Origin of the sequence: Halolactibacillus alkaliphilus (genome assembly GCF_900115465.1) — a bacterium.
Taxonomy (GTDB): Bacteria; Bacillota; Bacilli; order Bacillales; family Amphibacillaceae; genus Halolactibacillus; species Halolactibacillus alkaliphilus.
The window spans coordinates 1-19,859 of record NZ_FOWN01000028.1 but is presented as its reverse complement, the minus strand read 5'-3'; the positions used below and the strand labels follow the sequence as shown (position 1 = coordinate 19,859).

The window sequence follows — 19,859 nt, the reverse complement described above, 5'->3', positions numbered from 1 at the left end:
CTGTTTGTATCAAATATAGATATAGGCTTGATATTTTATTCGTTTTCTAGCTGTTATAGTTCATCTAGCATTTCAAATTGTGATTTAACGAGGTGATAGTATTCTCCTTCTTGTTGAATAAGCGCATCGTGATTACCTTGCTCTAATATTTTACCGTTTTCAAGCACAATAATATTATCCGCTTCACGAATCGTAGATAAACGGTGAGCAATTATAATCGCTGTTCGACCTTTTAGCAACTTTCTTAACGCCTCTTGTATTTTCATCTCCGCTTCTGTATCAATGCTTGCCGTCGCTTCATCAAGAATTAGTATTCTTGGATTAGCAAGCAACGCACGTGCAAAAGATAAGAGTTGGCGTTCACCAGCTGACAAAATGTTCCCTCTTTCTTCAACTTCTGTTCCATAACCATTCGATAACCTCATAATGAAACTATGCGCACCGACAACCTTCGCTGATTCAATGACTTCCTCATCTGTCGCTTCCGGACGACCAAAGCGAATATTTTCCATAATGGATCCTGAAAAAATAAACGTATCTTGTAATACGACACTAATATGTGAACGTAAACTTTGGACCTTCATATCACGTAAATCGTATCCATCAATTCGAACGACCCCCTCAGTAGGATCATAAAAACGACTAATTAAGTTAGCAATGGTCGACTTACCTGAACCCGTATGACCGACTAAAGCGACCGTCGTTCCCGCTTTAATATCTAAAGAAATATCATGTAGAGCGATGCGGTCATCGTCATAAGAAAAGCGGACATGATCAAATATAATGTGACCAGTCATTTCTTTAAATCTTTTGGCATGTTTTTTCTCATCGACATTCGGCTGTTCATCTAGAAATTCAAATATACGCTCTGATGACGCCATCGCAACGAGTAATTGATTATATATTTGGCCTAATCTTGAGATAGGCTCCCAAAACATACCGAGGTAAAAAGCAAATGAGACAAAGATACCGACCGTGATTGTTTCATTGATAATTAAATGCGAGCCGTAGGCGATGAGAATCACGGTACCTATCGCATTACTCATCTCAACGAAAGGACCAAAATAAGCACTTTTTTTCATTGCTAGTCGCTCTTTTTCATAATTACTTGCGTTTACTCCATTAAAGTATTGTGTATTTTCTTCTTCTTGAATAAACGATTGTGTAATACGAATGCCTTGAATACTCTCATTTAAGTGTGAATTCAAACGTGACTTTTGCAGTCTGACATCTTGCCAACTACGTCTAATATTACGTCTCAATTTAGTAGAAATATAAAACATGATTGGTAAAATAACGAGCACAGCTAATGCCAATTGTGGACTTAAGAAAATTAAGATAGCTACAATCCCCACTAGCATCATGACATCCATCAACAAATTAATAATACCATTTGTAAAAAGTTCTTGTAGCGAGTTGACATCATTTAATATACGCACAAGAATGGAACCTGCAGAACGCTTGTCAAAAAAGTTATGTGATAAACGTTGCACATGGGAGAAAAGTTCTTTTCTTAGGTCGTAAATCGTTTTTTGCCCTAAAGTATTCACGATCATAATTCGGTAACGATTGGCTATGTAGTTAGCCAAATAAAGCACACCAATACCAACGATAAGATATGTTAAGAGCGTTGTATCCCGATTAGCAATTGCTTTATCAACGACATAATCCCCGATTAATATTGGCACAGTTAACCTTACGACCATATTAACGAGCATCGCTAAAACAGCGAGTGGCACCAGCGTTCTCATATACGGTTTTAAATAATGTAATAAGCGCGACATTTGTTGCCAATTAAACGGCTTTTCCACTGCGCTTTCCTGTGGATAATAAAAACGTTTATTATAAACACTATCCGCTGTAATCTTTTTTAATTTCGCCAAATCTGTTCACTCCTTTCTTTTCTATCTTTCACCCATAATTTGTTGCTTATCTTGATACTGAATATCATAAATGCGTTGATATGGCCCACCATTATTTAACAACGTCTCATGGACACCACGTTCAACAATTTCGCCATCCTCTAAAACAAGGATTTCATCCGCATGTTTTAATGAAGAAATTCGGTGTGCAATGATAAAAGTAGTTCGTCCTTTCATCACTTCTTTTAAGGCGCGTTGTATCCTGAACTCTGTTTCCATATCTACCGCAGATGTAGCATCATCTAACACTAAAATACTCGGATTAATTAACAAGGCACGTGCAATTGAAATACGTTGACGTTGCCCACCACTTAACCCCATTCCTCTTTCTCCAAGCATCGTGTCATACCCTTTTGGCAATTCCATAATAAACTCATGCGCCTGACTTCTCTTAGCCGCAGCTACAATGTCTTCCATTGATGCATCTGGATTTCCATAGGCAATATTCTCTTTAATCGTTGTTGAAAATAAAAAGGGTTCTTGTAAAACAAAGCCAATGTGCTGTCTAAGCACTTTTAAGTCGTAATCAGCTACATCTTTTCCATCTATATAGACGTGCCCAGCAACGGGTTCATAAAAGCGCGTCATCAATTGCGTAATACTTGATTTTCCTGCCCCTGTTGAACCAATTAATCCAACAACTTTTCCTTGCGGGACATGAAATGAAATATTTTTTAGTGCTGCATCATCTTCTTCTGTATACTTTAGTGTGACATGATCGAACACAATGTCTCCCTTAATTTCATCTCCAGTATTTGCCGATAGTTTGGTTGTAATTGATTCCTCCGCTTCCAAAATGTCTAACAGCCGTTCACCTGCCGCCTTAGCCTGCGAAAATTGGTTAACAATAAAGCCCAAGTGCATTAACGGGCCAATAATATAACTCACTAAACTAAAGAATGCAACCAATTCTCCTAAGCTTAGCTGTTCATTCATTACTAGCCAGCCACCAAATATGAGTAAGGCAATCATCGCTAAGTTACCGATAAACTCCATGAACGGAAAGTATTTCGCCCAGATAGACGCCGTGCTAATATTTACATCTTGATATTCTTTGTTGTCGGTCGTAAAACGTTCAATTTCAAAATCTTCTTTAGATAACGATTTGATTGTGTTCATCCCACTGACGTTCTCTTGAATACGTGTGTTTAAATTACCTAAGGATTTACGAATCGAACGAAAAGCTGGATGGACCTCACGATCAAATTTCCTCACAACCACTATTAAGAGTGGCATCACTGCCATAGTAACGAGTGCTAAGGGGACAGAGTAATAAAACATAACCATAATGCTCGTTCCCATTAAGAAAACCACACGAATCAGTTCTTTAAACCCTGCGGCTAGGAAAAACTTAAATCCCTCCACGTCCATCGTTAAACGCGACATTAAATCCCCTGTTCTGGCATTATCATAGTAAGTAAATGATAACCGCTGTAATTTTCGATATAAAGCATCCCGCAAATGATAAACAGAAATGACCCCAAATAAGTCCCCTAAATATTGTTGTGTAAAATTCGCTATGCCTTTAACAATCATTAACAACATAAAGCCAATAGCTAATACAGGAATTAAGTCATAATTCTCCGCTAATATGACATCGTCAATGGTAATTTGAAGAACTATCGGATATACAACCGTAATGGCTGTGACAATTAATACAAAGACTAGCGATAATAAGAAATAACGTTTATAAGGCCAATAAAATGATTTTAATTTTTTAAAAATATCCATAAATTTTTCCTCCTTTGCTTTTTTTATCATTTACTAATATATCGAGTATCGAAATAAATTACTAGTGGTTTGCTTCACTTTTTGCAAAAATCATAAAAATCAGTCATAAGAATTAGACATAATATGATGTAGTCAAGACATTTTATTATAAAAAGATTTTTTTGACGTTTTAGACTAAAACATGTAGGGTAGATAAAAGAACGACTAAAAATTAATAGAAATAAGAAAGGACGTTTCATTTATGCAATTTAACTTAGAAGCTATCACAGAGATTGCTTTGGGGATTGGTTTGCAATTATTAGTTATCATTGCAGCTTATCTCATCATCAATCCAATAGGAAGAAAAATCATTTCAAGAGTATTACACTCTTCCACAAAAAAACAAAAGATCTCCGAGGCCAGAGTATTAACACTTGAGAAACTCTTGTTAAATATCTACTCTTATGTATTGATTTTTATTTTTATTACCATGATTTTTGGTGTTTTCGAATTAGAGATTGGCCCCTTGATCGCAAGTGCCGGTGTGGTTGGTCTAGCCATTGGTTTTGGTGCACAAGGATTGGTCAGTGATGTTGTAACTGGATTCTTTATTTTACTCGAAAAACAGATTGAAGTCGGTGAATATGTTACAACCGCTGGTTATGATGGTATTGTTGAAGAGCTTGGGCTTAGAACCACGCAAATAAGAAGTTTTGACGGTACACTGAATTATATACCCAACCGTCATTTAGAAGGTATTAGCAATCACTCACGTGGAACAATGCGTGCCCTTGTAGATATTGGCATTAGTTATAACGATAATATCGATCATGCCATGCACGTATTACAAACCGTTTGCGATAATTTCAGTATAGACGAACGTTTTGTTGATGGCCCCCAAGTAATTGGCGTTCAATCACTTGGTAGTTCAGATGTCGTATTACGTGTCATAGGACAAACACAAAATATGGAACAATGGGGGTGCGAGCGTGATATGCGTAAAGCGATTAAAGAAGCCTTCGATCGTAACGGTATTGAAATTCCATTCCCACAACAAGTTACTCACCTTATAAAAGAAAAATCGTAGGAATTCGCCTGGGGTCTTATACTGAAAATAAAAGGATGACAAACCACGTTAAACGTGACTTGGTATGTCAACACAAAACTGTACAACTTTTTAAGATGCGCAACTCGGACTATCGCTTCTTAGTTTTTTAAATTCTTACATTAACAATGCTAACTTGTTGTCACTTGACTGTCGCTCTGCTCGGATCCAATCGAGCCCGGCAACCAGATGATCAAATCATCTGGTTCTGCCATACAGGCTAGCACGCTCGCGTCTCTTTATGATACGGCGTGTATCGCTCTATTTCCTTATATTCAGCGGGCGTTTGATAGCCTAGTGAGCCATGTATTCTGCATTCCCAGAATTTTATAACGATAATTCGAGAAAAACCGCTATAACCTTTGATAAATAGCGGTTTTTGTGTTGACTTAAACCTCGTTATATATCGCAATATATAACGAGGTGATAATTGTGGGAATAATCTATCAAACCAATAAACAAACAGGTATTACATACGCATACGAAAATAACGCTTACTGGGATAAAGAAAAGAAACAATCACGGGCAAGGAGAAAACTCATCGGAAAGGTGGATCCCAACACTGGTGAGATTATTCCTACGAGAGCCTATAATAAAAAAGAACTTGATGCTATTGAAGTTAAATCTGGTCCAGTGCCTATTACACAGATGCGACACACCTTTTATGGTGCAAGCTATCTCTTTGATCAAATAGGCAAACAAACGGGGGTCTATGAGGATTTAAAAGCCACATTTCCTTCTCACTATAAACAAATACTATCGATTGCATATTACTTGATACTTGAAGAAAATAATTCTTTAAGTCGATTTTCGCATTGGGAGAAACTGCACCACCATCCGTTTAAACAAGATATACCCTCTCAGAGAAGCAGTGATTTATTTCAGCAGATTGATGAGGAAGGTCGTATGACCTTCTTTCAAAAGCAAGGTCAACGTCGAATGGGGAATGAATTTTGGATCTTCGACGTCACCTCTATTTCAAGCTTCTCAAGCACATTAAATCAAGTGAAAAAAGGCCGCGATAAGGAACATGACCGTTTACCACAAATTAATTTGGCGTTATTGTTTGGTGGAAAATCGGGCTTGCCTTTCTACTATCGAAAGCTCCCTGGGAATATCACGGATGTAAAAACAGCTCGACAACTGATGGGTGAGTTTGATGTGTTGGGATACAAGAACGTACACATTCTTCTCGATAGAGGATTTTATAGTAAAGATAACATCAATGCGCTTTATCAGTACCATCAAAAATTCATTATAGGGGTTCAATTACGTTTGAAATACGTGACAAGTGTCCTTGAGGAAGAGCGCGAGAACTTAAAGCTTTGGACACATCATCACGCTCAGGATGAGCATGATATGTCTTTTGTGTTAACCGACCACGGACGAGTTTTTTACTACCGAAACACACACCAATCACTTTGGTTGTCTTTTGTGTCTGTTGTTTTTCGTATCGATCTTTCTTAAAGTTTAACTGACCCAAGCGAGACTTTAGGCGTTTGATCTCAACATCAAGGTGTTGATGTTCAAAATCGTAGGCGCAGTAAAATAAGCGTGTGTAGCACTTATATGTCACAACAAAAAAGGCCCCTTTTTGTTGTTCACGTGATGTCTTATTGAACATCGGTGTTCCTTTGACAAAAGAGCCTTTTATTTTTTGAAGGGTCGTCAAGCGCGCCTTCGTCGCTTTTATTTTTCTTTTAACGGCGTTGATTTGTTCGTCTTCATTACACATGTGCACGCTCTTCAACTCTTTTTGCGCGGATAGAAGGGCGCGTCCTTGTTGAACAGCACTGTTCGCATAATAATCATTTCATCCGTAACGTTGCTTTAACCGTTGATGGATGGAGATGGGACTTTTCTCTTTCAAGCCCCTAAGCTCCCGGACCTCCGCTTGATAGCGAAATTGTTTGGCTTGATTAAACACCCGGAGGGTGTGATCCATGGACATAACAAAATCAGGATCGATTTTATGCTTATATAAGCGATTTGAAAAAATGGCCTTCATGCTCATGATACCCACCCTCCCTTTGTTTTCTGGCGGTCACTATTATTGCTATAATTATACCATGCAGAATATACGTTTGGCATCTCCCTCGAGTGATTAGTCCGAGAAGTTTAACCGACCTTAACGAAACTGCCTAATTTAGTGTACCCCATCCAACTTGTCATCCTTTTTCTCTATCTAACACGTCATTCTATGTTTGCATTATCCAAATCCAACATGGTCTGATAAACGAGGTCGGCGCCAACTTGTAAAGCGGATTCATCTGGATTAAGTTTCGCATGGTGTAAACCATAGTCTGAATTGACACCAAGCCAAAACATGAAACCAGGTATATCTTTTAAAAAGTAGCCGAAATCTTCACCTGTCATTGCTTCTTTCGCCTCTATAAAGCGATTGTTCGTTGATTTTACAGTATCTTTAAAGAGCTGGACATAACGGGCATCATTATAAACGCCGTAATAATTTGATCCATAATCAATGCTAATTTTGCAATGATGACTTAACTCGAAACCACGGCTAAAAATCTCTATTTCACTCTTGATCGTCTCAATCGTCGTTGGCTCAGTCGTACGAATTGTCCCTTCTAACCTCGCTGTTTCGGCGATGATGTTTTGCACAGTCCCCGCTGTCATTTTTCCAATTGTTAATACAGCTCCCTCAATCGGGTTTGTGCGTCTTGAGACAATTTGTTGAATCGATACAAGGAACGTACTGGCTGCTACTGCCATATCATGGGTTAAATGTGGATAGGCCGCATGACCACCTTTGCCTTTAAAATCAATAAACAACTCACTTGTATTAGCAAATAATAAACCTGGCTTTGTAGAAACCGTGCCTACCGGCAACTCTGGTGCAACATGTAAGCTAAAGACTTCATCAACTTCTAGCGCCTTCAATTCTGCCGATGCTAATAAAGGTTTTGCTCCACCAGGCCCTTCTTCTGCTGGTTGAAAGATAAATACCACATCATTTTTTATGGGATGTTTAATAAGCTTATTTAAAGCTCCGAGCGCGATGGTCATATGAAAATCATGTCCACAAGCATGCATCATCGACTCATCCATCGATTTAAAATCAAGACCTGTCTGTTCTGTAATAGGTAAACCATCAATGTCTGCACGATAAGCAATTGTTTTTGTTTTATTCGTTCCTAATACTTTTACAAGCAAGCCTGTGCGCCACTTCGTAATTATCATACGTTCATTACGAACGGATTCGATTTGATCCAATAAATATTGTTGCGTTTTAAATTCCTGAAAACCGCGTTCTGGTATTTTATGCAACGCCCGTCTAATCTTTACTAAATCCATTGTCAATCCTCCATCAATTTTTCTCATCATTCATCAAAAAAAGCAGGGAAGCTCCCCTGCTTTTTATCTTAGTTCTAAAACATCTGACCTTTAGTCATTTAATTTCCGTAGCGCTTGGATAATTTCTGTTTTTACTTTTGTCTTATCATCAATTTCTTTAAGGACACGCGCTGGCGTACCACCCACGACAGTATTAGCTGGCACATCTTTGGTTACAATCGCACCGGCAGCCACAACAGCACCTTCTCCGATTTTAACACCTTCTAAGACGACCGCATTCGCACCAATTACCACGCCATCTTCAACTGTTACTGGATCTGCTGAAGGCGGTTCAATCACACCCGCAAGAACTGCACCAGCACCTATGTGGCAGTTTTTCCCCACTGTTGCACGTCCACCTAACGTTGCATTCATATCAATCATTGTACCTTCACCTATGACAGAACCAATATTAATAACTGCCCCCATCATAATAACAGCACCATCACCAATTTCTACTTGATCTCGAATAATAGCACCAGGTTCAATGCGTGCATTAAATTGCTTGAAATCGATCATCGGAATAGCTGAATGACGGCGATCATTTTCAACGACAAAATCATTGATATTTGCTTTATTTAATTCTAAGTCAGCTTTAACACTGTCCCATTCACCGAAGAGGACCCCTGTTTTTTGTTCAACAAAGGCTTTTACACCTTCTGAAAAACTAAGTGTATCTAATCCGTCACCTTTAATATATACTTTAACAGGCGTGGCTTTTTTGCTTTCTGAGATAAAGCGAATAATTTCTTCTGCATTCATTTTGGTCATCTTATTTCCCCCTATATATTTCACTAGTGTTAATGTACCAAAAAACAAAGCCCTTTGACAAGTTTATTTTTTGAAAACTCACACTTCTTTAAATGACGCCTTATTTACGTGGATATACTTATTCATTTCTTTTAAGACCGCTCGTCTCGTTAATATCCCATCAAAATCTCCATTTTTATTAACAACCGCAATATACGGATGATCAATCAGATACTTAAGACATCTTAGGAAATGTTCTGAAGGCAAAACGGTTGGTACTTTATGATCCATCACTTCATTTACTGTAATCTCGGACAGTCTTTCCATTTCAAAACGCTCAAGTCCGAGTATTTCATTTAGAATAGCATTCTTGCTAATAATACCATGAAATTGATAGTTCATATCAAGCACTGGTACTGAAGAATAACCCGATTTAACTAAAATTAATAACGCGTGCTCTAATGGATTATTCAGTTGAACATGGGCAACTTTTTCTGATGATACCATTAATGACTCCGCTGTCAATTGCAGTAGCGGCATAGCTTTAACTAAGCTCATCTAACACACTCCTTTGTCATGCGCATCACGCACTTGTACACTATATAGTGTATCATATCTCGCATTAAAGGAGAAACAAAGTCCTCTGCAAACCATAAAAAAATTTGACCCTAAATTGACGAAAAAATCACACAAATCATAGTTTTTACCTCTATTTCATGGTAAGATGAATAGTAATAACTAAAAAAATAGACTCATCACTTAATAGAAAGGGGGCCTATCGTTTGAAACCAAACGTTAATGATATTGCCCAAGCACTTTTTGTTATCAATCGCCATGCTAAAACAGCGTTAGATCCTACAGCATTATACTCACTAAAAAAGCAGGCCATTGATAAACTGCTTATTGACAAACACGCCAAAAAAGTTGGTCTCCAATACTCTAAGCGCCCAAAACTCTCCTGTCAACATTCCACGTTACTTGTCAAAGTTGGTGAATATTATTTTCATATTCCACCGACAAAAAAAGACTTTAAAACGTTTGATCACCTCGGTGAGTTGGATCAAAATTTCCGTAATCCTCAAGTGAAGATGTCCTTAAAACAGGCGAAACAACTTATCACTCAATATTTAGGAATAAAAGAGCCACTTTCGTCCACCAATAAAAAATCTTCCTATATGCCCTCACTTCTTGGGCGATGGAATTATGCTTATCACAAGCAAGATAAGCGTTATTAAAATCACGAAACAGATTAGAATGAGAAAGGTAGATTCACATGCCAAAACCAATGAATCCTGCTGTTAGAGATATTGCACTATCTGGCATTAGGAAATTCTTTAACCTTGTCCAAGATAAAGAAGACATCTTGTCCCTAACTATTGGGCAACCTGACTTTACAGTACCTGATACGGTTAAACATGCCGTAAAAGAAGCTGTAGATTTAAATAAAACAACGTATACTCAAAATCAAGGACTGTATGAACTAAGAGAGAAAACAAGCGCCTACATAAATGAACGTTACCATGCAAATTGGACAGCAGATCACGTACTCGTCACTGTTGGCGCATCACAAGCAATTGATATTGCTTTACGTACACTTCTTGTGCCAGGTGATGAGGTCATTCTTCCTTCACCCATTTATCCTGGTTATGAACCACTTGTGAAACTGCAAGGGGCTCATGTGGTTGAGATTGACACAACGGAAAGCAAGTTTAAATTAACACCTACTCAACTTGAAAAAGCGATAACTGATAAAACCAAAGTGCTTATCTTACCTTATCCATCAAATCCTACAGGGGTAACGTTAACAAAAGAAGAGTTGGCCGATATTAAAGACGTTGCTAAGAAATATGATTTATATATTATTACTGATGAAATTTATAGTGCGATTTCTTTTGACACACCGCATGTGTCTATGGCCACTTTTGAGGATATTAAAGACCAACTCATAGTGATCAATGGCTTATCTAAATCACACGCCATGACTGGGCTGCGCATTGGCTTTTTATTTGGTCCTAAATGGCTCATACCTGAATTCACAAAAGTTTTACAGTACAACGTATCGTGTGCGACTTCTACAAGTCAATATGCTGCACTTAATGCCGTCACCGAGGCGAAAGATGCTCCTATTCAAATGTGTGCGGAGTACTTGAAGCGACGTGATTATGTTTATCATCGCTTAACTAAGATGGGGTTAGACGTTGTAAAGCCGGGTGGAGCCTTTTACTTCATGTTTAAACTTAAAGATTCGCGGCCATCTTTTGAAGTGGCATTAGATCTTGTCAACCGAGCAAACCTGGCTTTAGTTCCTGGTTCAAGCTTTGGTCAGTATGGTGAAGGTTTCTTACGCTTGTCATTCGCCTATAGTATGGCTACTCTTAAAGAAGGACTCGATCGATTAGAAAGCTACCTTCAACATAATTAAAGTAAAACATCCCCATCGTCAGATGCTAAATCAACATGACTAAAGGGATGTTTTTTTTATGTCTTTTTTTAATATCTGTTGGTACTCATTGAGGAGGCGATCAAGCTCAGCACTTAATCGAATCGATTCTTTATGGTTCATTCCTTTTTCATTTGCGACATCGATCATTTCCTTCCGACGCGTGTTGATTTGTTTTAAAAGTTTATGTCTGCACATTGACTTCCCTCCTGTTTTTTAGTCCATTGAAAGCTCGTTTGATTCTTTATGTCTTTTTATAGATAATTCACGGTATATTCTAACACATAATTAACATTGACAACATATTCATTGGTTCTATTTTATGATAAGATAAGATACAGGCACTGAAAAGTGTTTAGCCCAGTAGTGAAAGGGATATGTATCATGGTCAAATCTCGTGTTTCATTAAAACTAGTATTCTTTTTTGCATTACCTACGCTTCTTTTCATCGGTTTATTTGTTCACTTATTTATTTTTAGAACCGCCGTTGTTCAAGGGGTAAGCATGGCACCAACAATTAAAAATGAACAGGTGATAATTTATAATCGATTGAGTTATTTATTTGATAGTCCACATCGTGGCGATGTTGTCGTTATTGACCTTGATGGCGATACGTTTATTAAGCGTATCATTGGGTTGCCAGATGAAACATTAAGTTATGTAGATCAACAGTTATATATAGACGAAATTCCTTATCGTCAAACCTTTATTTCTGACCAAAGAAGTTATTGGACACATAATATTAATAGTACTTATATACCTAAAGGTTATTTTTATGTGATGGGAGATAATCGGCGTAACAGCAGAGATAGCAGAAATTCTCTTGGTCTAATAGCAAAAGAAGATATTATTGGTCGAGCAGAACTTATCATTTACCCTTTTAGTGAATGGCAAGTGATTTACTAAGGAAAGGCAGGAGAATTCATGGGATATTGCCCTCAATGTGGTGCGTCTGTACATGATACGGAAAGTTTTTGTGTGTCATGCGGTGATAAGCTACCTAATGACCGTCATTTACGGTTTGAAAAACAACGTTTCTCATTAATAGCATGGCGTATGCCTATCATTTTTTTGGTTATTATTGGATTGTTTTTTGGTCTAATTACATTCACTTATTCACGGCTTCATGAACAAGCTATCGCTTTATATCATGAAGCAACCGTTGCACTTTCGAATGAAGCGTACGAAGAAAGTTTATATCTTGCTGAACAAGCATTAGACATTTCTCCGTCATTTGAAGCCGCAAGTGATTTAGCCACACTCATGTCACTTTACCTTCATGACATTGATGTCGATTCTAACGCACCATATCACGAACAACTTAAACAATTAAATGACTTACAAATTAAACTTGATGATTTTAAGGGGGACCCTGTAGATCAACTAATCATCCATATCAGATCATTACAAGAGCATTTTCAACTGAAGCAAATAAATAAACAACTTGAAAATGATTTATCCATACAAGACTTGCAAGCACTCGTATGGGAAATTGAAGCCATTCAATCCACAGATGCTCTCCTATTAAAACAACAATTACGCGAGCAGTTATCCGCTTCCATCGCAAGTCTTGCCAACACGTATTTAGCTGATAATCAATTTTCCGAAGCAGCAGAATTAGTTGAAAACGGACGCTATTACTTACCAGAGGATGAGCGGTTACTAAGCTTAAAACAAACCATCGCTTTAGCTCAAGAACAATTCGTTAAAGCATTGGAAGAACGCATGCAAAAGGCCTATCAATCATATGAGGAAGAAGTTGTTTTTAATCAATCAAAAGCCGTATCAGTCACTGATCTTCGTCTTAGTCAAACGCCTTCGAATCAACTAAAAGTAGAAGGACAAGTTAAGAATCAAGGAACGGTGCCAATTTATCATATTCAAGTGACATTCGAACTAAGAGATGCTAATCAAAAGGTGCTTGATACAAGAGAAGTATTTGTCTACCCAGAAGTGCTTTACCCATATGATACGGGACAATTAGATTATATATATATGCATCAGCCATTTGATAGCGCTGCTATAGACATCAATATTTTGGCTGTTTCATGGTTATTAAATGAGGAGGAAGCTACATGATTCAACAACGAAAGCATCTCCCCCTTATTTTTACACTTTTTATTATTATAAGTGGTACTTTATTTTTGTACCATACGTATCAAATGGTGTATAATCAACCGATTGTCGTTGAGCCGATCGTCAGCTACCAACCATCATCTGGCGATGCAAAATCACTGCAACAGATTATTCATCATGCCCAAAAAAGTGTTGTCAAAATCTCTGTCGATACGTCTACTTCAAATCGCCTAGGTTCTGGCTTTCTTTATAATAGTCGTGGGGATATTATTACGAATGCCCACGTCATCGAAGGTGCGAACACGATTGAAGTTACACTATCATCTACTGAAACATACCCAGCAGCCATTGTCGGTATGAGTAAAGAAAAAGATATTGCGGTCATTCGTGTACCACAATTAATGAATCAACGACCAATAGAGTTAAATACGACGGATGATATTGAAGTTGGCACACCCATCCTCGCCTTAGGTAGCCCACTAGGTTATCAAAACTCTGTATCTGTTGGAATAATTTCTGGTACAAATAGAAGTTTTGATATTAATGGCTATGCTTATGATGAGGTATATCAGATTTCATCAAATATTACACATGGCAATAGTGGTGGGCCTCTTATTGATCAAACGACTGGAAAAGTGATTGGTATCAATTCAGCAGGCATTTCAGATACTGACATTGGGTTTAGCATCCCAATTAAGGATGTCATTGATGACATCACAGACTGGTCAGCTAATACATCAAATGATGCACTCACCTTTCCTTCAAATATTCATCAGCGCAGTGATCAAATTGAAGATTATCAAGAAAATAGTTATTATTTAATTCAATATTTCATTGAAAGTTTAGCCATTCATGACTACATTAACGCTTACGCTTTGCTTGGTAATGACAAGCAGTCAGCGCAAGATTACATTGCTTTTAGAGATAAATATGTCTCATTAAAAACACTTCACCTTGTTGAACAAGTTTCAGCGGAAGTAATAGATAATCAATGGGTATTCAATGTGTTAATCGAAAAAGCCCTGCTTGATGAAGACACAGAAATACTAGACTATACCTTTACCATTGCTTTTGAGAACGACCAAATTAAAATTATTGAATACACTTTAAGTGAATCAACCTAAGTTGCCAAACAATCAACAACAGGTAGTTTAACTAGCTAAATGGTATATAGTAATTAATAAGAATGGAGATGAATCATTGTTTTGCGCAAATTACTTTTGTTTATGTTGACGATATTAGTAACAGTTCTACTCGCAGGTTGCAATGATACTGACGCAATCGTCGTTGAAGAACAGACAGACCCAAACGCTTCAGAACAAACCGAACTAATAGAAGAAACCATTAGAGACGAAAAAGTTGAAATGATTGAGTTCCACTTGATTGATGAAATAGTCAAATTGAATTTAAAAAACTTCCCTATAATCGATCATTATTTAGCCCAACATAAAAACAGACAAACAGCGATTGACGAGATGACATTAGCTCCTTTAGATACGACTAAAAAGTCGCTATATTTACTCACTTTTGCGATAAAAGACCAAGACGCTAGTTTTTTATTAATCGATACATCAAAACAACGATCCGCTCTTATTCAAGACCAAGTCGCACTTGTTGACTTTTACACGATCGATAATCAAACGCTTCTTTTTCAATTTAAAAAGCGTGATGTTAATGACGATCTCCTTAGACACCAACTGCTTGCCTTTAACGCTGAGGCGTTTAAGACAGTTGATTTAATCACTGATTCAGAACTTGTTGAAGTTGAAACATTTCACCGTTTCCATTGGCCGATTATAGATCTTAACATTGCAAATGACGGTACCATTAACATCACACTCCCTCAAGTAGAAGAGCCAACAGTTGACGCTTTAGCAACGTGGCGTGAAACAGAAGAACAAGCAGAAGACCTGATCACCTTAACTTTAAAAGACTGATACACTATAAATGTGCAAAGGGGTTTTAAGAATGAACTCAACAATTGATACGATTCTTAGTCATCGATCTATCCGTAAATTTAAATCCGAGCCATTAAAACAAGCACAACTTGATATCATCATTGATGCGGCACGCGCAAGTTCAACTTCCAGTTATTTAATGGCTTATACAATGATAGGGGTGACTGACCCAGATAAAAAGCGCGCGCTTGCTTCAATCTCTAACCAATCTTATATCGAAGAAAATGGGCACTTTATTTTATTTTGTGGTGATTATCACCGCCATATGCTTTATGCTAGCGACAAAGAAAAAGCCGTAATGGCGCAAAATGTTCAAAGTACGGAATACTTTATGATTGCAACAGTTGATGCTACAATTGCTGCACAAAACATGACCATTGCTGCTGAATCTCTTGGCATTGGTGTTTGTTACATTGGAAGCATTAAGCGCGACCTTGATTTAGTCAATGATTTGTTTGATTTACCGGAGCATGTTGTCCCATTATTCGGACTTGCATTAGGTTATCCTGACGAGCAACAAGAAATAAAACCAAAATTGCCAAAAGATGCTGTTTACTTTGAGAATAGCTATAAAGATGATCCGAGTCATAAAGACGTCTTAGCACAATTTGATCAGACTATTGAAGCATATTATCGTACACGCTCAACAAATAAACGCACAGATTCATGGACAAATCAAATGATCAAAACATTGCATAATGAGCGTAACAATCGTTTAACACCCTATGTAAAAGAAAAGAAATTTAATAATCGTTAAGATAAAGATACATCTACTTATCACTCGTTGATAAGTAGATTTTTTATTTTTTTAGTTTCATTTTACATATATATAAGTTCACCTGGGAACACTAGTGTTAACTCAATAAAGAAACAGGTGAACTCTATGCGGATTATGTGTTTAACTATTGTCTCGCTCTTTCTATTAACAAGTTGTCAAGCAGATACGGACACGCCCTTTAACCAACAACTAAAAGCAACCTATCCAGATATTCATGTCGTTGAATCAATCGTCACTGATGACGTCATCTATGTCGCTATGATTATCAAGCCTTTAAAACAGTTCTCCGAACAAAAGATTGCCGCAGATATCAAAAAGGACTTAGGCAAGAAATACCCTAATCATCTTGTGTATACATCATCTGATATGAAAGCAACGATCGAAGTCAGAAAGCAAACTTCCCCCCTTACACAAGAGCGACTTAACCAATTAATAAGCTATGATCAATCCATTGAAAAGGACGATTAAAATGAAAACTGACACAATTAAAACCATTGCAAAAAAACATGACCCAAAACGACCGCTTGCTAAAAACTGTTTGATGAGCTTTATTTTTGGAGGAAGTCTTTGTGCCCTTGGACAAATGATTAGTTTATTTTACCTCTATTTCTTTGATTTTTCTGAAGAAACCGTTGGGGACCCTACTGTTGCAACATTGATTATATTGACTATGTTTCTAACAGGTTGGGGCGTCTATGATAAAATCGCTCAGGTAGCTGGCGCTGGTACGATGGTTCCGGTTACTGGCTTTGGTAACGCTGTGATTTCAAGTGCGATTGAACATAGAAATGAAGGTTTTGTTCTAGGTGTTGGAAGTAATATGTTTAAACTAGCCGGAAGTGTCATTGTTTCTGGTGTCTTTTCTAGTTTTGTAATAGCTATTATAAAAACATTGTTGGCATAATGAAGGAGGCGTTACAAGTGCGAGTAGGTCAGGTGAGTTATCAGTTCCATACGCCAATCATCATAAATGAATACCACACAATTGCAGGGCCCTTAGAAAAAAACGGCGCTCTGACTGCTTATATCGATACATTTATTGATGATCTCTATGACGGTGAAAAAACATATGAAAACTGTTATAAAAAATTAATATGTGATGGCATCTCTCCACTTTTAAAAAAGCATCCGGATGTTCAATTGCTTTTCACTGGAGACTTATTAAATCAATCGACACCTACACATTTAGCTTTGACCAATCGGGCTCTTACCCCCATCACATTTGATCATGCTTGTGCTAATTTCGGGTTATCACTTCTTTATGGTGCACTATCAATTGAAAGCCAACAACAGGCAGCCGTTTTTGCTGGTACAATGAGCCATTTTGCTGCTGTAGAAAAACAATTTAGATTCCCTAATGAATACGGGCAACAAAAACCACCTTCTAGCCAAACAACCGTCACAGGTGGTGGTTTTTGTCTGCTCAGTTCAAATGGAACTGGCCCGCATATTACAGGTGGAACATTAGGTGCTGTTATTGACGAGGGATTTAGCGATCCTTACAACATGGGAGAAGCCATGGCGCCTGCCTGTTTTCATACTTTATTAGCTCACTTTAAAGATTTTAATACAACGCCAAAAGATTACGATTATATTATTACAGGAGACCTTGGTTCGGTTGGACAGAATATATTATACGATTTATTACGAGAAGAAAACTATCGCGTGAATCGCAATCAACTCATTGATGCTGGTTGCGAAATATATAACAAAAACCAGCCCATATTTAGTGGCGGGAGTGGTGCCGGTTGCCTTAGTTTATTTCTCTTAAGTAAAGGGTTAAAGGTATACTTTAAAAAACCTACGCGGGCATTGGTTGTTGCAACCGGAGCATTACATTCACCTTTATCGTTATTACAAACACCACATATCCCTACTATTGCACATCTTATTGTACTTGAATCTAAATAACAAAGGAGCATGCCATATGGTTATCTCAGTGTTTGTCGCTTTTGTTGTCGGTGGCTTAATCTGTACGATCGGTCAATTAATTATTGATGTGTTCAAACAAACACCTGCTTTTATGTTAAGTCTCTTTGTTGTGATTGGAAGTGTTCTGGACGGGATTGGTTTGTATGAACCTTTCATTGATTTTGCTGGAGCGGGCGCAACAGTTCCTATCACATCTTTCGGCAATGGACTCGTTCATGGCGCACTAAAAGAAGCCGAACAATCTGGGCTAATCGGCGTAGTGATTGGTATGTTTCAACTTACAAGTGCAGGTATAACATCAGCCATTGTTTTTGGTGTGATTGGTGCCTTATTGTTTAAACCAAGAAGTTAATGCATACTCCAAAACATTTTCAAGCGCTATTTGGCGTGAGGATTTCTTCTTTGAACGCCTTTTAACAAAGAAAAGAAGCGCCCTTTATTAAACGCTTCTCTTCCTTGTATTACGAAATTTTAAAATCTAGGACAATTTTACCTAAGTGTTTCGACTGTTTCAGTTGATCAAACGCCTCTTGGTAGTCCGTTTTTTGATAAATATGATCAATTATCGGATGGATTTTATGTGTTTCAATGAAAGTAAGCATGCTCTTTAACTCTTCTCGACTCCCCATTGTTGAACCAAGAATTGTTTGTTGCTGATAGAAAAACTGTCTAACATTAAATGAAACAACGTCATCAGTCGTCGCGCCAAACGTTACTAGCCGCCCGCCTTTTTTTAGCACACTTAATGAACGATCAAATGTGGCTTCACCGATGCTATCTATAACGAGGTCTATCGATTCATCTGACAATGCCACCTCCCAGTCTGAGGTCGTCATAAGACAAAAATCCGCGCCTAATTTAGCTAATTGTGTTAATTTTTCTTCGTTTCTTGAAGTAGTAATCACACGCGCACCAATTGCTTTAGCAAATTGTATTAAGTATGTACTCACACCACTCGCCCCACCTGGAATAAAGACGGTTTCTCCTTTTTTCAGCTGACCTTTGGTAAATATTGCTCGAAAAGCCGTGAGCGCTGATAAATTTAGACAACCTGCTTCAGCATCTGTTAAGAACGACGGTTTTCTCTCAAAATATTTTTCATCTTGAACATAATAATCTGAAAATGTGCCATCATTAGGATAACCGACAATTTCTAACGTATCCGGCGCTGCGACAGTTGCGTTATCCCAATACAAACCAGGGTTAATTAAAACACTGTCTCCCACATTAAATCGCACTGCCTCGTCTCCTAAACGCGTTACTATCCCTACACCATCAGACCCTAATGTAACCGGTATCGTTTCTTCCCCTCGCCTTTTCCTAATCATTAAGTCACGCCGATTAAGTCCTGCGTATAATATTTGCACTTCAATCTGATAGCCGACGGGATTTCGTCTTTCTCTTTCAATCAGTTCTGTCTTTTGATTTTGATCCACTATTGCTTTCATTTAGACACTTCCTTTCGGTGTTCATACTATTTATCGCTTTAGGGCGAGAAGACACCTTCCTCAAGTGTGTCAGCACTAGGTGGGTGATGAATCGCTTGTTTTGAATATTTTTGAAGTGACAAACATATATTCCGCATGGTATAATTAAAGCACTAACAGTGACCGTCACAAAACCAAGGGAGGGTGGGTATCATGGGCATGAAGGCCATTTTTTCAAATCGCTTATATAAGCATAAAATCGATCCTGATTTTGTGATGTCCATGGATCACACCCTCCGGGTGTTTAATCAAGCCAAACATTTTCGCTATCAAACGGAGGTCCGGGAGCTTAGGGGCTCGAAAGCGAAAAGTTCCATCTCCATCCATCAACGGTTAAAGCAACG

The 19,859-nt window shown here is 37.9% G+C and carries 21 protein-coding genes and 1 pseudogene; 14 read left to right on the top strand and 8 right to left on the bottom strand.

Going from position 1 to position 19,859, the window contains the following annotated elements:
* Positions 1-53: 53 nt before the first annotated feature.
* Both BM163_RS10640 and BM163_RS10635 read right to left on the bottom strand, forming a co-directional pair.
* Positions 54-1,784, bottom strand: coding sequence for an ABC transporter ATP-binding protein (locus BM163_RS10640; RefSeq protein WP_229675556.1), 1,731 nt, complete (start codon positions 1,782-1,784; stop codon positions 54-56).
* A 120-nt stretch (positions 1,785-1,904) separates the two neighbouring features.
* Positions 1,905-3,653: an ABC transporter ATP-binding protein gene (locus BM163_RS10635; RefSeq protein ID WP_089802972.1), complete on the bottom strand. Its 1,749-nt coding sequence runs from the start codon at positions 3,651-3,653 to the stop codon at positions 1,905-1,907.
* Positions 3,654-3,894: 241 nt separating this feature from the next.
* On the opposite strand from BM163_RS10635, the gene BM163_RS10630 reads away from it, so the two are divergent.
* Positions 3,895-4,719 carry a mechanosensitive ion channel family protein gene (locus BM163_RS10630; RefSeq protein WP_089802970.1) on the top strand — a complete coding sequence of 275 codons (825 nt, stop codon included), beginning with the start codon at positions 3,895-3,897 and terminating at the stop codon, positions 4,717-4,719.
* 450 nt (positions 4,720-5,169) lie between these two features.
* Positions 5,170-6,084 (top strand): annotated as a pseudogene (locus BM163_RS10625) (IS1634 family transposase); the annotation flags it as partial.
* A gap of 466 nt (positions 6,085-6,550) precedes the next feature.
* Here the strand turns inward: BM163_RS10625 and BM163_RS10620 are convergent.
* The 4 genes from BM163_RS10620 to cbpB all read right to left on the bottom strand — a co-directional run bounded on the left by BM163_RS10620 (position 6,551) and on the right by cbpB (position 9,402).
* Positions 6,551-6,751 (bottom strand): hypothetical protein, encoded by a 201-nt coding sequence (locus tag BM163_RS10620; RefSeq protein WP_089802968.1) that lies wholly within the window; start codon positions 6,749-6,751, stop codon positions 6,551-6,553.
* A 179-nt stretch (positions 6,752-6,930) separates the two neighbouring features.
* Positions 6,931-8,055: an N-acetyldiaminopimelate deacetylase gene (locus BM163_RS10615; protein WP_089802966.1), complete on the bottom strand. Its 1,125-nt coding sequence runs from the start codon at positions 8,053-8,055 to the stop codon at positions 6,931-6,933.
* Between the two features lie 90 nt (positions 8,056-8,145).
* The gene (dapD, locus tag BM163_RS10610; protein WP_089802964.1) at positions 8,146-8,865 is read right to left on the bottom strand and encodes a 2,3,4,5-tetrahydropyridine-2,6-dicarboxylate N-acetyltransferase; all 720 of its coding nucleotides are present in this window, start codon (positions 8,863-8,865) and stop codon (positions 8,146-8,148) included.
* A 78-nt stretch (positions 8,866-8,943) separates the two neighbouring features.
* Positions 8,944-9,402: a cyclic-di-AMP-binding protein CbpB gene (cbpB, locus tag BM163_RS10605; protein WP_089802963.1), complete on the bottom strand. Its 459-nt coding sequence runs from the start codon at positions 9,400-9,402 to the stop codon at positions 8,944-8,946.
* Positions 9,403-9,626: 224 nt separating this feature from the next.
* On the opposite strand from cbpB, the gene BM163_RS10600 reads away from it, so the two are divergent.
* Positions 9,627-10,079 carry a YkyB family protein gene (locus tag BM163_RS10600; RefSeq protein ID WP_089802961.1) on the top strand — a complete coding sequence of 151 codons (453 nt, stop codon included), beginning with the start codon at positions 9,627-9,629 and terminating at the stop codon, positions 10,077-10,079.
* A gap of 38 nt (positions 10,080-10,117) precedes the next feature.
* Complete coding sequence (locus BM163_RS10595) at positions 10,118-11,266, top strand: aminotransferase class I/II-fold pyridoxal phosphate-dependent enzyme (protein WP_089802959.1); 1,149 nt, start codon at positions 10,118-10,120, stop codon at positions 11,264-11,266.
* Positions 11,267-11,305: 39 nt separating this feature from the next.
* Here the strand turns inward: BM163_RS10595 and BM163_RS10590 are convergent, their stop codons facing one another.
* Positions 11,306-11,482 (bottom strand): aspartyl-phosphate phosphatase Spo0E family protein, encoded by a 177-nt coding sequence (locus tag BM163_RS10590; protein ID WP_089802957.1) that lies wholly within the window; start codon positions 11,480-11,482, stop codon positions 11,306-11,308.
* Between the two features lie 186 nt (positions 11,483-11,668).
* Here BM163_RS10590 and lepB point away from each other — a divergent pair, with 186 nt between their 5' ends.
* From lepB to spoVAE, 9 genes are all read left to right on the top strand, one after another.
* Positions 11,669-12,190: a signal peptidase I gene (lepB, locus tag BM163_RS10585; protein ID WP_089802955.1), complete on the top strand. Its 522-nt coding sequence runs from the start codon at positions 11,669-11,671 to the stop codon at positions 12,188-12,190.
* An 18-nt stretch (positions 12,191-12,208) separates the two neighbouring features.
* Positions 12,209-13,363, top strand: coding sequence for an FxLYD domain-containing protein (locus BM163_RS10580; protein ID WP_089802953.1), 1,155 nt, complete (start codon positions 12,209-12,211; stop codon positions 13,361-13,363).
* Complete coding sequence (locus tag BM163_RS10575) at positions 13,360-14,484, top strand: S1C family serine protease (protein WP_089802951.1); 1,125 nt, start codon at positions 13,360-13,362, stop codon at positions 14,482-14,484. The genes BM163_RS10580 and BM163_RS10575 overlap by 4 nt, the downstream gene beginning before the upstream one ends.
* A gap of 81 nt (positions 14,485-14,565) precedes the next feature.
* Positions 14,566-15,297 (top strand): hypothetical protein, encoded by a 732-nt coding sequence (locus BM163_RS10570; RefSeq protein WP_146876968.1) that lies wholly within the window; start codon positions 14,566-14,568, stop codon positions 15,295-15,297.
* 31 nt (positions 15,298-15,328) lie between these two features.
* Entirely contained in the window at positions 15,329-16,075 is a 747-nt protein-coding gene (gene nfsA, locus BM163_RS10565; protein ID WP_170243715.1) for an oxygen-insensitive NADPH nitroreductase, read from the top strand.
* A gap of 126 nt (positions 16,076-16,201) precedes the next feature.
* The gene (locus tag BM163_RS10560) at positions 16,202-16,564 is read left to right on the top strand and encodes a hypothetical protein (protein ID WP_089802945.1); all 363 of its coding nucleotides are present in this window, start codon (positions 16,202-16,204) and stop codon (positions 16,562-16,564) included.
* Between the two features lies 1 nt (position 16,565).
* Positions 16,566-17,000, top strand: a complete 435-nt coding sequence (gene spoVAC / locus BM163_RS10555; RefSeq protein ID WP_174787629.1) for a stage V sporulation protein AC — start codon at positions 16,566-16,568, stop codon at positions 16,998-17,000.
* 17 nt (positions 17,001-17,017) lie between these two features.
* Positions 17,018-18,007, top strand: a complete 990-nt coding sequence (locus tag BM163_RS10550; RefSeq protein ID WP_170243716.1) for a beta-ketoacyl-[acyl-carrier-protein] synthase family protein — start codon at positions 17,018-17,020, stop codon at positions 18,005-18,007.
* 16 nt (positions 18,008-18,023) lie between these two features.
* Positions 18,024-18,380, top strand: coding sequence for a stage V sporulation protein AE (gene spoVAE / locus BM163_RS10545; protein WP_089802939.1), 357 nt, complete (start codon positions 18,024-18,026; stop codon positions 18,378-18,380).
* Between the two features lie 109 nt (positions 18,381-18,489).
* Here spoVAE and BM163_RS10540 read toward each other — a convergent pair whose 3' ends face one another.
* Entirely contained in the window at positions 18,490-19,476 is a 987-nt protein-coding gene (locus tag BM163_RS10540) for a quinone oxidoreductase family protein (RefSeq protein WP_089802937.1), read from the bottom strand.
* A gap of 192 nt (positions 19,477-19,668) precedes the next feature.
* On the opposite strand from BM163_RS10540, the gene BM163_RS10535 reads away from it, so the two are divergent.
* A partial coding sequence (locus BM163_RS10535; RefSeq protein WP_373855181.1) for a hypothetical protein occupies positions 19,669-19,859 on the top strand: 191 nt, incomplete at its 3' end.